Source organism: Chryseobacterium sp. JJR-5R (assembly GCF_034047335.1).
In the GTDB taxonomy this organism is placed as follows: Bacteria; Bacteroidota; Bacteroidia; order Flavobacteriales; family Weeksellaceae; genus Chryseobacterium.
The window spans coordinates 12,134-27,681 of sequence record NZ_CP139137.1; the positions used below are offsets into that span (position 1 = coordinate 12,134).

Below are 15,548 nucleotides of genomic sequence, written 5' to 3' on the forward strand. Positions count from 1 at the left end.
TGACTGGTAGGAAAATTGATGCTGCTGATTATAAACGGTAAATTTAAATGGTTTTAATATCATTAAAACCATAATACTCATTAAATAATAATAAAATGCCAAAAAAAAATAAATACATAAGTCAGAAAAATGACCATAAGCTGCAGGAAATCGGAAGACTGATCCTGCGTTTCATGAATCAGAACCAAACCAAAATATACAATTATAAACAGATTTCAGACGGAATTGATCACAAAAATCCGAGACAGCGCGAGATGGTGATTCAGTCTCTGCATAAGCTTTTATCAAACCAAAGAATCAAGGAAACTGAAAAAAGAAAATTCAGCATCAATCTCAACATTGAAGGGACCTTAACAGGAATTATCGATTTTAACCAAAGCGGAAATGCTTATGTAACGGTTGAAAATTTAAAAGATGATGTTTTCATTCATGCAAAGAATGTGAAAGATGCATTACAGGGCGATAAAGTACTCATCGTTACCTATAATTTTAAAGGAAAAAAAATGGAAGGCTCTGTGCTTGAGGTTTTGGAAAGAAGCCGCACAGAATTTGTGGGAACTCTCCAACTCGTTCCGCATAAAGAGTTCGGGTTTGTAGTTTGTGATAAGAAGACGATTAACACCGATATTTTTATACCAAAAGGTAAAATCAACGGTGCCGAAAACGGGGATAAAGTCGTTGTAAAAATGCTGGAATGGAAAGCTGGCGACAAAAACCCTGATGGTGAAATTATAAAAGTTCTTGGAGCTCCGGGAGAGCATGAAACAGAAATTCATTCAATTTTAGCTGAATACGGCTTGCCATACAGCTTCCCGGAGGAAGTGGAGGCGGATGCTGATAAAATCGATCGAAGGGTAACCGATGAAGAAGTGGCAAAGCGTAGGGATATGCGTAAAATCTGCACCTTCACGATTGACCCGAAAGATGCAAAAGACTTTGATGATGCATTATCTATTCAAAGATTAGACAACGGGAATTGGGAAATCGGAGTACACATTGCCGACGTTTCTCATTACGTGGTTCCCGGAACAATGCTGGATGATGAAGCGTATGAAAGAGCTACTTCTGTATATTTGGTTGACCGTGTTGTCCCAATGTTGCCTGAAGTATTAAGTAATGATGTCTGTTCTCTTCGTCCGAATGAAGATAAATTCACATTCTCAGCAGTTTTTGAGATGAATGATAAAGCTGAAGTGGTGAATGAATGGTTTGGAAGAACTGCCATTCACTCAGACAGAAGATTCACTTACGAAGAAGCTCAGGAACGGATTGAGACTCAGGAAGGCGATTTAACGGAAGAAATTCTGACGCTCGACAGACTCGCAAAAATCATGCGTGAACAGAGAATTAGAAACGGTGCCATTACTTTTGACAGAAGTGAAGTTCGGTTTAATTTAAATGAAAAAAGCGAACCGATTGGCGTTTACTTTAAAGTCAGTAAAGATTCAAACCATTTGATTGAAGAATTCATGCTTTTAGCGAACAAAAAAGTTTCTGAATTTGTTTCGCTTAAAAAAGAAAGGCCTAACGGGAATACTTTTATTTACAGGGTTCACGACGATCCGGATCCAGCGAAATTGGTGGCTTTGAGAGATTTCGTTTCAACTTTCGGATATAAAATGGATTTGGCAAACAACAAAAAAGTTGCCGAATCTTTAAACAATTTGCTTCATGAAGTAAAAGGGAAAGGAGAAGAAAATATGATTGAGACTCTGGCCATGCGAAGTATGAGCAAAGCGGTCTACTCTACCGAACCGATTGGCCATTACGGTCTTGGGTTTGATTATTATTCGCACTTTACCTCTCCTATCCGTCGTTATCCGGATTTACTGGCGCACAGATTACTTCAGCATTATCTGGATGGCGGAAAATCTCCTGATAGAAATGAACTGGAAGAAAAAGCTAAGCATTGCAGTGCCAGAGAACGTTTGGCGGCAGATGCAGAAAGAGATTCTATCAAATTTATGCAGGTGAAATTCATGGAAAAACATCTGGGAGAAACTTTCACAGGGGTAATTTCCGGAGTGGCAGAATTCGGATTCTGGGTTGAAATCCCTGAAAACGGTGCAGAAGGCCTGATTAAACTGAGAGATTTGATGGATGATTCTTACACCTATGATAAAGCTACCCATGCCGTTTACGGTTCCAGGACCGGCAACCGGTACCAGCTGGGAGATCAGGTGAAGATAAAAGTGGTAAAAGCCAATTTAATCCAGAAGCAGCTGGACTTTAAGATTGTTGAATAATTGATTTTTAAAAATTTTGAAAAAAGCAGTCAATTTAATAGATAAAGATCACAATTTTGTGGTCTTTTTTTATAGCTGATTACAGTGGTTTTATATCTTATGGAAGTCATAAAAATTGATTTCGTTTAATGAACTAAAGAATGTTTTTTTTAAACAATAGCCATTTTAAACCCAGATAAAAATATAATCTTTAAATTTGGGTCTGAAACCCATAATCAATGTTTGAACTTATAGTATCTGCCATCGCATTAGGATTTATGCTGAGCCTGGTTTTTATAGGACCTATTTTTTTTCTCCTCATTGAAACCAGCTTTTCCCGCGGACCGAAGCATGCTTTGGCCCTGGATATAGGAGTAATTTCTGCTGATTTGCTGTGTATTCTGGCTGCCTATTATGCAAGTGCAGATATTGTAACTTTAATTGATAAGCATCCGGGCTTTTACAGGATTACGGCGATACTTATTTTTGCCTACGGCATTGTAATGATGTCTACCAAAACCAAGATGCATATGTCCGGTGAAGAGAAAATTATCAGCCAGAACTATTTTAAAACGTTCATCAACGGCTTTTTCTTTAATCTTTTAAATGTAGGGGTCATCCTTTTCTGGCTGGTAACGGTAATTTCCGTAAGGAATCAGTATCCTGATACCGGCAATTTCATCTTATACATCGGTATTGTGATCGGCACATACCTGTTCATAGACCTTATTAAAATATTTCTGGCCAAACAGTTTCATGACAGGCTGACCCAGACCCTGGCGAACAGAATCAGGAAGATTGTCGGCGGAATACTCATCGGCTTCAGTTTCTTTATCTTTTTACAGAGCTTTAAAAAATTCAATCAGTTTGATAAACGGCTCGAAGAGGCTGAAAAAACAGAAGTAAAATACAAAAAGCACAAATGAAAAAAATAACCTTCCCGGAATCTCTTAAAAAAGGAGATAAAATAGCAGTTATTTCTCCTGCAGGCGCGGTAGATGCATCTCAGCTGGAGAAAGGAATTGCCATGATTAAAAATCAAGGCTATGAACCTATTTTAGGAGCGCATCTGTACACCAAATTCTCTAACGGATACAATTATGCAGGAACTGAAAAGGAAAGAATAAAAGATCTTAACTGGGCTTTAAATGACAGTGAAATTTCTGCAGTCTGGGCCTCCAGAGGTGGTTACGGCTGTCAGCATCTGGTTGAGCATATAGAACTCAACGGTTTTAAAGACCGTCCCAAATGGTACATCGGATATTCCGATAATACGGTTGTCCAGAGTTATTTATTGAAAAAAGGATTTGCCTCTGTTCACGGACAGACTGTTAAAACTTCAGGTTTTGGAGTGACTGATGAAAGTTATGCTCTGATTTTCGATATTTTAGAAGGAAAAAAACCGGAATACAGTTTTGCATCGCATCACCTAAACAGCGCAGGCATCGTTGAAGGACAGCTTATCGGAGGAAATTTAGCTCTGATTTATGCGCTTCTGGGAACCAAATATTCATTTAAATTTAAAAATAGAGTTCTGTTCATTGAAGATATTGGCGAGAGCTTTTATGCGCTTGACCGGATGATCATGAGCCTGGAACTGGCCGGGGTTTTTCATAAAATTTCAGGCTTGATTGTCGGTGGAATGACCAATATGGGCGATGGGAAAGAGAATAACCAATATAACGAAAGTTTCGATGAATTTGCCTATCAGTTAATCTCAGAAAGGATTTCAAAATATGATTTTCCTGTAGTTTTCGGGTTTCCGAACGGCCATATCAAAGATAACCGGCCTTTGATGATCGGAAGCCCTATCAAGATAAAAATTGATGGTATGGTAAAGGTTGAATTTTAAAATGGAAAATGTTCTGATACAATACAGTTATTATCCTTCAATAACAGGAATAATTAGAGTTGTTGACATTTGCATTTATGAAAATTTTGATTTTAAATTTGAAATTTTCTATTATAAAAAACCAGATAAAACAATTTTTGACGAAGCATATTACAGGTCTTTAAGAAGGCATAAAAAATTAAATGATAAACTTCCTTCAGCAATTCAAAATAATATTAAAAGGCTTTTATGTTTTAAAAGATTTGAAATAAAAAGGACATATCCTGAACTGACAGATAAAGAAAAACAACAGTATGAACCCAGTGATATAGGAAATGAATTTTATACATTTTATATTTCTGGGAAAAAATATTCTGTAAATGTAAATCCTTGGTATTTTAACAAGGATCTGTTGAAAACAGAACAAGAGCTGTTTTTCTTAGAATTTCATAAAAGCATTTTAGATTGGATTGATGAAACCCACAATACTTTAATTAAATACGAAGATTAATCTTATTACTTAAACTCAAGCATGGCCACACACAACGATTTCGGCAAAAAAGCAGAAGATTTAGCAGTGGAATTTTTACAGAAGAACGGCTACAAAATCCTGGTCAGAAACTTCCGTTTTCAGAAAGCGGAAATTGATATCATTGCTGAAGCAGATAACCAGATCATTATTGTGGAAGTAAAAGCAAGGTCTACAGATGCCTTTATGCTGCCACAGGAAGCAGTGACTAAGACAAAAATCAGGTCCATTGTCTCCGCAGCCAACCATTATATGGAAGAGTTTAACATACATCAGGAAGTAAGGTTCGATGTGATCACCATTCTTCCCGATGAGAGAAAAAATTTAGTCATTGAACATATAGTTGATGCTTTTGAAGCATTCGACGCCAACTGAAATAATATAATACATCCGTTTAACAGTTTTACCCATGTGCGTTGCACTGATGAATTACCGGATGGTACATTAAAAAATTAAAATTTTATGAAGACGATACTAATTACCGGTGCTACTTCCGGGATAGGAAAATCTACTGCGCAGCTTCTGGCAAAGCAGAGAAACAGAGTTATTATCTGTGGGAGAAGGAAAGATGTACTAGAATCCTTGAAAACAGAGCTTTCATTAAATAACGAAATATTTAGTTTAGAATTTGATGTAAGAAACCTGGATGAGGTAGAAGCAGCCATCAGCTCACTTCCCCAGGAATGGAAGAATATTGATGTGCTGGTTAACAATGCAGGAAATGCCCACGGCCTTGACCCTTTATCTGCAGGTAAAACAGATGATTGGGATTCGATGATTGACGGTAATGTAAAAGGACTGCTGTATGTGTCTAAAATGGTTATTCCGGGAATGAAGGAAAGAAATTCCGGTCATGTTATAAACATCAGTTCCGTAGCGGCAAGGCAGACGTATGCAAACGGTGTGGTTTATTGTGCAACTAAAAAAGCAGTTGATGTGATATCTGAAGGGATGAGGCTTGAACTTACCGAATTCGGAATTAAGATAACCAATATCCAGCCCGGTGCCGTGGAAACGGACTTCTCAATGGTACGATTTAAAGGTGATACTAAAAAAGCGGCAACCGTCTATTCAGGCTATGAGCCTTTAAAAGCCGAAGATATTGCAGATTCAATAGCCTATTGTATCAACGCACCAAAGCATGTTTGCATTGCTGATATGACCATCTACCCTACCGCACAGGCAGAGCCGCGGACTATTTACAGGAAATAAAAATTTATCTGAATTTTTATTATATTTTTGTAATTCTATAATAATTTATGTTTAATAAAAATAAACCATTTAACGAATTACCAGATTTACCTCCAAAAAATAATTTGGAAACTCCGGCAATTTTCAAATCGGTTATAAAGGCAAATAAATTATTGGCAGAGTTGAAAGGTTTTTGTCAAACATTACCACATCCTGAATTATTATTGAACACAATTGTTTTACAAGAAAGTAAAGAGTCTAATGCAATAGAAAATATTGTCACTACACAAGATGAGCTATATAAAGCTACTTTAATGGGTAATGATATTAAGAATCAGTCTTCTAAAGAAGTTTTGCAGTATCGTGAAGCGATGTATTGGGGAAAAGAACAATTAAAAAAAAATAATCTGATTACTACCAACCTTCTTATAGGCGTAATGCAAAGATTAAGAAATTCAAGTGAAGGAATAAGAAAGAATACAGGTACTAAATTAGCGAATCCGGCTAATAATATAATTATATATACTCCGCCAGAAGGAGAACAAATTATAAGAGATAAACTTTCAAAGCTAGAATTATTTATTAATGATGAGAGTATGTCAGAATTGGATCCTCTAATCAAAATGGCTCTTATACATTACCAATTTGAAGCTATACATCCTTTTAGTGATGGTAACGGTAGAACCGGAAGAATATTAAATGTTCTTTATTTACTACAACAGGAACTTTTAGGTTTACCTGTTTTATATTTAAGTAGGTATATTATTGAAAACAAGTCAGATTATTATAGACTTTTAAAAGAAGTAACAGAAACTGGAAATTGGGAAAATTGGGTATCTTTTGTAATAAATGGAGTGGCCTCAACATCTGAAATGACTTTAGTGAAAATAAAAGATATTCTAGAGTTAAAAAGTAAAGCTTACTATTCGATTAGAAATGAATTTAAAAAAGGTTTTTCTAAAGAATTGGTTGATTTACTTTTTAGCTATCCTTACATTAAGATTAGTATTTTAGAGCAGTATAATATAGCAAAAAGACAGACAGCATCTGAATATTTAAAGAAAATAGCAGAATTAGGATGGTTGCATCCTATAAAAATAGGGAGAGACATCTATTATAGTAATTATAAATTAATAGATGTTTTATCTAGATAATATGTCGATTCAATAAACATGATGGATTGTATATGTCGAAATTTTAGGTAAAAATCGACATATAATTAATATCTTCTACTACATACATTTAAAAAATGAAAATCTTATATCTTGAAACTTCTTCAAAAAACTGTTCGGTGGCCATTTCTGATAATGAAAAGCTGCTGTGCCTTACCGAAGAAGTTTCTGAAAACTATAAACAGTCGGAAAGCCTTCATACTTTTGTAGAATGGGCGCTGGAAGGTGCCGGAATTTCAGTACAGGATATTGAAGCCGTTTCTCTGGGAAAAGGCCCCGGCTCTTACACGGGCTTAAGGATTGGTTCGTCATCAGCAAAAGGGTTCTGTTACGGACTGAAGGTTCCTTTAATTGCCGTAAATTCACTGGAAAGCATGATAGCGCCTTTTTTAGGGCAGAACTATGATTTGGTTATTCCTCTGGTCGATGCAAGAAGAATGGAGGTATATACTGCTGTTTATGACGGAAAAACGGGTAATGAAGTTTCCGGTACGGAGGCAAAAATTTTAGATGAAACTTCTTTTACGGAATTTAAGAATAAAAAAGTAATATTTGTGGGAGACGGAGCCTTGAAAGCAAGAGAAATCCTGCAGCTTCCTGATGCGGAATTTAATGCAGGCATCTACCCTTCTGCACAATATCTTATCAAAAAAACCATGGAAAAAATCAGGGATAAAGCGTTTGAAGATATTGCCTATTTCGAGCCTTTTTATTTAAAAGATTTTCATGGCGTAAAGAAAAAGAAATCACAGGATCCGAATTAACCTGAATTGAGCCGGTATAAAGAAAGCGAAGAATTAAATTCTTCGCTTTTTGTTTATTGTGGTTTTGCAGGAACCGAATTCATATCTGCCGGTGACATCTGCTGATTGTTATTCTGTTTTCTTCTTGGCCTGTTGCCGTTCATGCCGTTTCCGGACGGCTGCATGGGCTGAGGATTGCTCATCTGCACATTTCCCTGGTTCTGGGGAACTCCTGTAGCATTATTGAACTGCTGTCCAGGCTGCTGAACCGGAATATTATTGCTCATGGCTCCGGGATTCTTGGGTAAAGCATTGCCTTTATTGTCTGTTGCCTGAAACGAAAGGTCCGTTTTCAGGTAATTCAGCATTTCCTTAGCCTTCTCCCCTTCAGGGGTTTTGGAATAATTTAAAGCGATCTGTTCCAGCTGCAGGATCATCACTTCTTTCCCGCTCGATTTTCCTGAGTTGAACGCATTTAATAAATACAGTTTCGGAACCAGTGCATCTTTCGGATATTTCTGAATGGTCTGTTCAATAATGTCTTTGCTCTCCCCGAATTTCTCGGATTCGTAGAGTGCAAACGCCTGTTTATACTGGCTTTCCACATCTGTTGAAGATTTTACAAATGTACTGCTCTTCGGGTTTCTTGCAAATTCTGCGTAAGATGTATAAGGATAGTCTTTCAGTAAGATCTGTTTGGCTCTGTCGGCGATCTGAGGATTTTTAAGGTAATTCATGGCAAAAATCTCATAAAGTGCCTGTAGCATTACTTTTTCTTCAGGCTTTACGTCCACCAGGTCATACAGGGTTTTTGTAGCTAAAGGCGTATTGGTAAAATAATTCTGATACATCACCCCTAATCCTAATGAAGCGGTGTCTCTGTCTTTTTTCAACTGATCCAGCTTGGCCATATCCGTCGGGATCTGTTCGATATAAAAAGCAGGTTCGAAACGTCTGGGATTCGGTGCCGTTGTAGTTCCCAAAGCATCGCTCTTCATATCCTCGATCGTTGCCATTTTCTTTGAGGAACGCCAGTTATCAACCAAAGCCCTTTCTCCCCAGGTCTGTTTAAAGGTCTGGGACCCTTTCAGAACCGTTCCTGTATTGGAAAAATAAAACCCTCTGTTGGTAACTCCGAAATCTTCAAAAGCATTTGAACTGTTGGCAAAAATTGAAGCTGCATTATAATCTCCTCCGTCAAATCCTTTGCTGCGCTCAGCACGTCTTCTTTCCAGTTCCTCATTCTCTTCCCGTACTTTTATTTTAGCAATATATTTTGAGAAAAAATCGGTTTTCTGTTCCGGCGACATTTTGGCCAGGTTCAGAATACTGTCATTCTTCTTGATCATATAATAATTTTTAGAAATCTTTTTGATGTAAACGGACTGGTCTGCCAGAAGAACCTTTGAAGGTTCATAAGTCATCACCGCTAAAGCCGAATCATAATAGGCCCCTGCCCCGATGTAGTCATTTTTATCTAAATATCCTTTCCCGATTTCATAATATGCCAGTCCCCGGATCTGCCCGTCTGAAACCTTTTCTGCCAGGGATTTCCTGAAGTATTCCTGGGCTTCATCCTTTTTACCGGCTTTGTTGGCCATAAGTCCCAATGCATAATAAAATTCATTCTTTCTGGAACCGTAGGTACCCTTTGTGCTGATGTCTTCCAGGTATTTCCTGGCTCCGCTGTAATCTCCGTTCCCATTGAAGGTTTTGGCAATTTCAATCTGGGATTTTACCTCAAATTCAAAATCATTGGCATACTTATAGGCGGCTATAAAGCTTTCCCTGGCTTTCTCATTTTGGTTGAGGTTTTCTAAAACCTGCCCTCTCAGGTAAGCAATCCGGCTTTTCAGCTTTCTGTTGCTGTTAAGTTCAAAAGCATTATCCAGCTCCTTCACGGCCTCTTCTTTCTTTCCTGCATCCAGAAGCGATTCAGAATAGTAGATACTTAGCAGCTTTTCATATTGTTTGCTGATTTTTTCGCTTTTTAACTTCGCAAAAACTTCATGTGCCTTATGGTAATTTTTAATCTGGTCATAGGCCAGACCCTGATAAATTCTGGCCAGAGGGATTCGTTTGTCATCCTTCATATGGGTGAAAACATAGTTCAGGGCATCCAGTGCCTCCAAAGACTTTCCTCTGTAAATCCTGGCCTGTGCAAGGATCATGTACGCATCAAAAATCTGTTTATTCTGCTCTTCACCATGTTTGATCACAGAATATTTGTTAATCGCCTTTAATGCTTTTGCTTCAGCAATTTCCAGGGTGGTGGCTCCTTTCTGGTCCATTTGGTTCGGGTCTCCTCCTGTTCCTGCACCCGGTCCGCCGGACATGGCAGGATTTCCGGGCATTCCTGACGGCATCCCGGGCATCCCGCCTCTGCCGTTGCTGCTTTGCTGCGGCCTGTTGACTTCCGCCATTTTCATGGAGTTTTCTGCAAAAGCAGAAGACTGTCCCAGGTCACTTCCCAAAGGCTGGTCTTCATAAGTAAGAACAGGGATAAACGGCGCATAGAAATTGTCCTTATGTGCTTTGTCCCTGGTTTCAAACTCATTATTCAATGCATCCTTGGCATTAAACAAGGTGTTGTAGTATGTGGTAAACCCTTTCATGAACTTCGATCGCTGTTCCGGCTTCTTGACTCTGGTAGAACACGAAGCAACAATACAAAGTATCAAAAGGAATAAGATATTCTTTTTCATTATTTAATATAACTCGCTAATATACTTTTTATTATAAGTAGTTTGATGATTTTGTAAAAATAATAAAATTTTACAGGGAAACTGATTATATTTCTTTCAGAATTTCGTAAACCAAATGGGTCGGAAGGCCCATAATGGTATAAAAACTCCCGTTTATTTTATTGATTTTTGCCATTCCGAGCCATTCCTGGATCCCATAGCTTCCCGCCTTATCAAAAGGCCGGTAATGCCGGATGTAATATTCAATTTCATCATCCGTAATGGTACTGAATTCCACATCGGCCATATCGGTCTGTGTAATGGTCTTCTCTGAAGTTTTAACCGTGATCCCGGTAAAGACCTGATGGGTTTTTCCCGAAAGAAGCTTCAGTATGTTCCTGGCATCATCTTCATCTTTCGGTTTCCCGAGAAATTGGTTATCAATTGCTACAACTGTATCTGCCGTTAGCAGGACTTCGCCTTCTTTAAGTTCACGGAAGGCTTTTGATTTCAGTTCAGACAGATAAGCTGCGGATTCCCCTGCTGTAATATGTGCGGGGACAATCTCTTCACAATCAATCTTCACTACTTCAAACTCAAACCCTAAACCGGATAACAGCTCTTTTCTCCTGGGAGACTGTGAGGCTAACAATAATTTCATTTGTAATTAATTATACCGATTGTGTATGATCATCATGCCAGTTTCCCTGCACTTTCATTACCTGTTCGATGACATCGCGAACGGCTCCGCTTCCCCCCTTTTTCGGCGAAATATAAGTGGCGATTTCCTTGATTTCGGGAACAGCATTTTCCGGGCAGGCTGCAATGGCAGAATTTTTCATAATATGGAGATCCGGAATGTCGTCGCCCATTGTTAAAATCTCTTCATTAACGAGATTGTATTTTGATTTAAAATCTTCGAAGTCAATCATCTTATCAGGCGATTTAGGGTAATAATCCTCAATACCGAGATAAGTGATCCTGTGTTTTACCATTTCATCGTTTCCTCCGGTAATAACGCCGATCAGGTAGTTGTTTTTCAAAGCCTTTATGACAGCATATCCATCCAGGACATTCATCACCCGGCACATATTTCCTCCGGGAAGAAGATAAACGCTTCCATCGGTGAAGACGCCGTCTACATCAAATACAAATGCTTTTATATTTTTTAATTTCTCTTTATAGCTCATACAATTTTTGAATAGAATGGTTCATTGTTTTATAGATCTCCAGGCTTTCATCCTCCAATAATTCTTCATGCATTTCCAGAATCCTTTTATCATTTCTCACGGCAGGACCGGTCTGTGCGTATTTAGGATCAATCTCATGAATTTTTCCAACGGTCTCATCGATCAGCGGTAAAAAATAATCAAACGGGATTTTCTGCGAGTCTGAAATTTCTTTCGCCCTGGAGAAAAGATGGTTCACAAAATTACAGGCAAACACTGCAGTCAGGTGGATGTATTTCCTTTTTTCATACGTACTTTCCATCACATTCTTAGAAATTGCAGAAGCCATGTCAGATAATAGCTTCCTATCCTCTTCGTTTTCAGCCTCAATAAAAAACGGAATATGCTGATAATCCAGCTTTTTGGATTTTGAAAAAGTCTGTAACGGATACAGGCTGGATTTCCGGTACTCCCCTGCCAAAATATCTATCGGGAGTGAACCTGAAGTATGTGCCACAAGGCAGTCCTTCCGGATAATGAGCCGGGAAACCTCTCCTACTGACTGATCGCTGACGCAGATAATGTACAGATCTGCATCACTGAGTTTTTTAGTTGAATAAGGGATCTGCAGTTTCTCAGAAATTTTTTCCAGTTCCTGTTCATTCCTGCCGAAAATCTGGGCTACAGGAACAGCATTGAGCATAAAAGCTTTAGCCAGATGATACGCTACATTTCCGGAACCGATGATTACAGTTTGCATAGGACAAAGATAAGGTTTTCGCTTTAGTTTCAGAAAAAAGCAGAAACATCAAAGCATGAAAGTTATTTTATCTGGAATAATGAACTTGCGGCTGCATAACCTTCTGACCTTAATAATCACAAGATAATTTAATTACTGAATTTCCCCGGATTCAATATTGGTTATACTTTTGATTCTTAAGTGAATGCTGGTAAGGAACATGATCGCAAGATTTATTTTTCATCATTTTAAGTGGAGTAATACAAGGAAGAACAGGATATTTCTTATATTTAGCCTCTATTGGACTAAAAGTTGAATATCTGATTTAACTTTCAATAATTTTTGTAATCCAAAACAATGAAAGCATCTTATGAAGATTAAGGACGCGGAAATTATTTCGTTGATGCAAAACCCACGGACTCATGAAAAAGGAGTCCGGGCCCTAATGGATGCTTATCAAAGCAGATTGTATTGGCACATAAGACGGATTATTGTGGACGGGGATCTTGCGCAGGATACTCTGCAGGAAACCTTCATTAAAGCTTATCAGAATTTTCATCAGTTTAAAAATGACAGTCAGCTGTATACCTGGCTATACAGGATTGCAACCAACGAGGCTTTACAGCAGATCAATAAGCTGAAAAGGATGCAGAAAACAGATGAAGATCCGGAATATTATATGCAGAACCTGGTTGCCGATAATACGGAAGGAGACGCAGAAGAAATACAGATCTTACTACAGAACGCCATACAAAGCCTGCCGGAAAAGCAGAAACTGGTATTTATGATGCGGTATTATGATGACCTGCCTTATGAAGAAATATCTAAGATTGTAGATATGTCAGTAGGCACGCTGAAAACAAATTATCATTATGCCAAACAAAAAATAGAAGAACATATTAAAGAAAATTTCGAAAGGTAATTTTTGAAAAAAAAGAAATGAAAGATTTTGATATAGAAAAACTGGAGCGCAAAAACATTTACCGGATGCCTGATGATCTGTTTGAAAACATCCAGGAGAAAGTAATGAATGAGGTAAAGGCCAATAAAAAGGCACCGGTATTCAGATTGAACTGGGCGTATGCTGCAGCTGCATCACTGGCTTTGATTTTTGGAGCGACTTTTGTTTTCAATTCCTATAATAAAACATCAGAAGATCCTAAAGTTAACAAAACGGCTTATGTTGCTTATAATACAGAAAAGAAAACAGAAAGCCAGATTGCTTACGAAACATTGAAATCTGATTTAACTTCTGTTGAAAGTAATCATCAAACCAATGAAAGCGGACAGAGCAAAAAGTCTTTAGCAAAAGAAGATAAAACAGAAAAGGCTTCAGCAGGTATAAAAGCCAGGACGGCAAAGCCTGTTTTAAAAGAAAATGAAGCTCAGATGAATGCCTTTTTGGATTCCTTTACAAATTCTGAAATTTCAGAATTGGCAAGTAATTCTACACAGGATGTTTATTTGGATTTATATAATTAATAGGATGATGAAAAAGATATTATTTACGCTTTTTATGATGTATGCTTTTGGTCTGAATGCCCAGAAAACAGATTATGACTGGAAAAAGATGAATCCTAAACAGAGGAAGGAGGTGATTAATAATCTTTCTCCGGAAGAAAGGAAGGTACTTCTTAATGAGTTCAGGAATAATATGGTGATGGATAATCTGAACTTAGATCCAGGCGATAAAAAGGAATTTACGGATATTTACAATGAATATCTGGAAAGCCAGAAGCAGATTAAAAGTCAGTTTAATTCCAATTTCAATGCTGAAACGCTGTCTGATGAAGAGGCAAAAGCCAAGCTGCAGCAGAGTTTTGAAGTGGGACAGAAAATGTTAGATAATAGAAAAAAATATGCTGATAAAATGCAGCAGATTATTCCTTGCCAGAAGGTATTGAAGCTGTTTCAGTCTGAGGGGATGATGAGAGATAAAATGAATGAAAGGAAACCCCGCGGAAATGATAACGCTGCGAAACAGAGGCAAAACCCATAATAGTTTATTTTTTTTAATGTTGGACGACCCTTGCAATTTATTTGTAAGGGTCGTTTAATTTTAAAACTAATGCTTAGTTTTGAGTAAACTAAAAAAATATGAAAAAGATCTTCTTCCCGGTTTTGTTTTCAGTTTTTGCATCTGCACAAAAAAACCAGCTTATAGAACTTAGAAACAGTATAAAAGATAAAGGCCATATAGCTAAATCCCTTACATTAATTGATCTGAGAGAAGACAAAAATATAGGAACGGTCTCTCACAGGGAAGAGCCGTATGAACTGAAATTTGAAAGTGAGGATCTCGGAAAATTATTTGCAGACTGGTTTTCAGAAAATAATAAAGAGCAGGGGAGTATTGAATATTTCCTTATAATTGAAAGTTTAAAAGCGAATGATATCCCGACCGAGAGATCAGTTACAGGACATCTGGAAATGAAAATGGCTACTTTTTTAAAGAGAAACAATACATATTATTTTTTAAAAAAATCAAAGATATCAAAAGACTATGCGCCGAAAGATCATGCTTACGTCACCAGGGTAATGGCTGCAGGAATCTCAGCGCAGATTGCCAACATAATTAAGGATTCTTATGACGAGAAAGGCCTGAATGTTCCCGTTTCTGAGACAGAGCTTGGAAACTATGAAAAAATAATATCAGAAAGGCTGCCGGTTTACAGCGGGCCTTTTACAGACGGTGTATATGCAGATTATAAATCTTTTGCAGAACAGAAACCGGATAAGGAACTTGTAGTAAAAAAGAATCCGGAAGGCACGATCAAAGGGGTAAAAAGAGCCGATGGTTATGATAATTTTAAAAGAGATGTTTTTGCAGTAGTTGATAACGGGATTGCATATAAAAGGACGCCGGTAAGCCTGATAGAAATTGAAAAGGACAATGAAGGGTTTTTTATAACCGCATCTGCAGAAGAAATTTTTCCGCCTGACAATACACTTCTCATTGCAGGCGCATCAAATGCAGGTGCAATCGGAGGCCTGGTGGCAGCCGTAATAGATATTACCGCAGCAAAAATCCGCAGGCAGAACGCAAAATATTACCGGATAGGTATTGACGCGCTTACGGGTGAGTATATTTTACCTGAAGGTTTCGGCAAGTCCAGGTAATTTTTATGGCCGGGTATATCCGTCATTAAGCATGGAAGTCCTCTGATTTAAAACTAATGCTTAGTTTTGCAGGAAATTCTTAACGATGAGAAAAATTATTTTATTTTTATTCCTTTCAGCATCCATGGCTGCACAGAAAGTGGAG

General features: G+C 37.8%; 16 protein-coding genes. 12 read left to right on the forward strand and 4 right to left on the reverse strand.

All coding sequences use genetic code 11. From position 1 onward, the window contains the following. Positions 1 to 95 precede the first annotated feature (95 nt). From rnr to tsaB, 8 genes are all read left to right on the forward strand, one after another. A complete protein-coding gene (gene rnr, locus SD427_RS00050) occupies positions 96 to 2,246 on the forward strand; it encodes a ribonuclease R (RefSeq protein WP_320559298.1) in 2,151 nt (716 codons plus the stop codon). A gap of 218 nt (positions 2,247 to 2,464) precedes the next feature. After that, positions 2,465 to 3,151 carry a LysE family translocator gene (locus SD427_RS00055; RefSeq protein WP_320559299.1) on the forward strand — a complete coding sequence of 229 codons (687 nt, stop codon included), beginning with the start codon at positions 2,465 to 2,467 and terminating at the stop codon, positions 3,149 to 3,151. Then, positions 3,148 to 4,077 carry an LD-carboxypeptidase gene (locus SD427_RS00060; RefSeq protein ID WP_320559300.1) on the forward strand — a complete coding sequence of 310 codons (930 nt, stop codon included), beginning with the start codon at positions 3,148 to 3,150 and terminating at the stop codon, positions 4,075 to 4,077. The genes SD427_RS00055 and SD427_RS00060 overlap by 4 nt, the downstream gene beginning before the upstream one ends. A 1-nt stretch (position 4,078) precedes the next feature. Beyond that, positions 4,079 to 4,567 (forward strand): hypothetical protein, encoded by a 489-nt coding sequence (locus SD427_RS00065; RefSeq protein WP_320559301.1) that lies wholly within the window; start codon positions 4,079 to 4,081, stop codon positions 4,565 to 4,567. Positions 4,568 to 4,588: 21 nt separating this feature from the next. Continuing rightward, positions 4,589 to 4,960 carry a YraN family protein gene (locus SD427_RS00070; RefSeq protein WP_320559302.1) on the forward strand — a complete coding sequence of 124 codons (372 nt, stop codon included), beginning with the start codon at positions 4,589 to 4,591 and terminating at the stop codon, positions 4,958 to 4,960. 87 nt (positions 4,961 to 5,047) lie between these two features. After that, entirely contained in the window at positions 5,048 to 5,797 is a 750-nt protein-coding gene (locus SD427_RS00075) for an SDR family NAD(P)-dependent oxidoreductase (RefSeq protein WP_320559303.1), read from the forward strand. Positions 5,798 to 5,844: 47 nt separating this feature from the next. Continuing rightward, on the forward strand, positions 5,845 to 6,930 hold the full coding sequence (locus SD427_RS00080) for a Fic family protein (RefSeq protein ID WP_320559304.1): 1,086 nt from the start codon (positions 5,845 to 5,847) through the stop codon (positions 6,928 to 6,930). A gap of 95 nt (positions 6,931 to 7,025) precedes the next feature. Further along, complete coding sequence (gene tsaB / locus SD427_RS00085; RefSeq protein WP_320559305.1) at positions 7,026 to 7,712, forward strand: tRNA (adenosine(37)-N6)-threonylcarbamoyltransferase complex dimerization subunit type 1 TsaB; 687 nt, start codon at positions 7,026 to 7,028, stop codon at positions 7,710 to 7,712. Between the two features lie 53 nt (positions 7,713 to 7,765). Here tsaB and SD427_RS00090 read toward each other — a convergent pair whose 3' ends face one another. From SD427_RS00090 to SD427_RS00105, 4 genes are all read right to left on the reverse strand, one after another. Further along, positions 7,766 to 10,396, reverse strand: a complete 2,631-nt coding sequence (locus tag SD427_RS00090; protein ID WP_320559306.1) for a tetratricopeptide repeat protein — start codon at positions 10,394 to 10,396, stop codon at positions 7,766 to 7,768. Between the two features lie 85 nt (positions 10,397 to 10,481). Next, entirely contained in the window at positions 10,482 to 11,036 is a 555-nt protein-coding gene (locus SD427_RS00095) for a Maf family protein (RefSeq protein ID WP_320559307.1), read from the reverse strand. 10 nt (positions 11,037 to 11,046) lie between these two features. Continuing rightward, positions 11,047 to 11,565, reverse strand: coding sequence for a KdsC family phosphatase (locus SD427_RS00100; RefSeq protein ID WP_320559308.1), 519 nt, complete (start codon positions 11,563 to 11,565; stop codon positions 11,047 to 11,049). Next, a complete protein-coding gene (locus tag SD427_RS00105) occupies positions 11,555 to 12,304 on the reverse strand; it encodes a DUF2520 domain-containing protein (protein ID WP_320559309.1) in 750 nt (249 codons plus the stop codon). The genes SD427_RS00100 and SD427_RS00105 overlap by 11 nt, the downstream gene beginning before the upstream one ends. 349 nt (positions 12,305 to 12,653) lie before the next feature. On the opposite strand from SD427_RS00105, the gene SD427_RS00110 reads away from it, so the two are divergent. The 4 genes from SD427_RS00110 to SD427_RS00125 all read left to right on the forward strand — a co-directional run bounded on the left by SD427_RS00110 (position 12,654) and on the right by SD427_RS00125 (position 15,403). Then, positions 12,654 to 13,205, forward strand: coding sequence for an RNA polymerase sigma factor (locus SD427_RS00110; protein ID WP_320559310.1), 552 nt, complete (start codon positions 12,654 to 12,656; stop codon positions 13,203 to 13,205). A 17-nt stretch (positions 13,206 to 13,222) separates the two neighbouring features. After that, positions 13,223 to 13,765 (forward strand): hypothetical protein, encoded by a 543-nt coding sequence (locus SD427_RS00115; RefSeq protein WP_320559311.1) that lies wholly within the window; start codon positions 13,223 to 13,225, stop codon positions 13,763 to 13,765. Positions 13,766 to 13,772: 7 nt separating this feature from the next. Further along, positions 13,773 to 14,282, forward strand: coding sequence for a hypothetical protein (locus SD427_RS00120; protein WP_320559312.1), 510 nt, complete (start codon positions 13,773 to 13,775; stop codon positions 14,280 to 14,282). Positions 14,283 to 14,380: 98 nt separating this feature from the next. Further along, positions 14,381 to 15,403, forward strand: coding sequence for a hypothetical protein (locus SD427_RS00125; protein ID WP_320559313.1), 1,023 nt, complete (start codon positions 14,381 to 14,383; stop codon positions 15,401 to 15,403). Positions 15,404 to 15,548 lie beyond the last annotated feature (145 nt).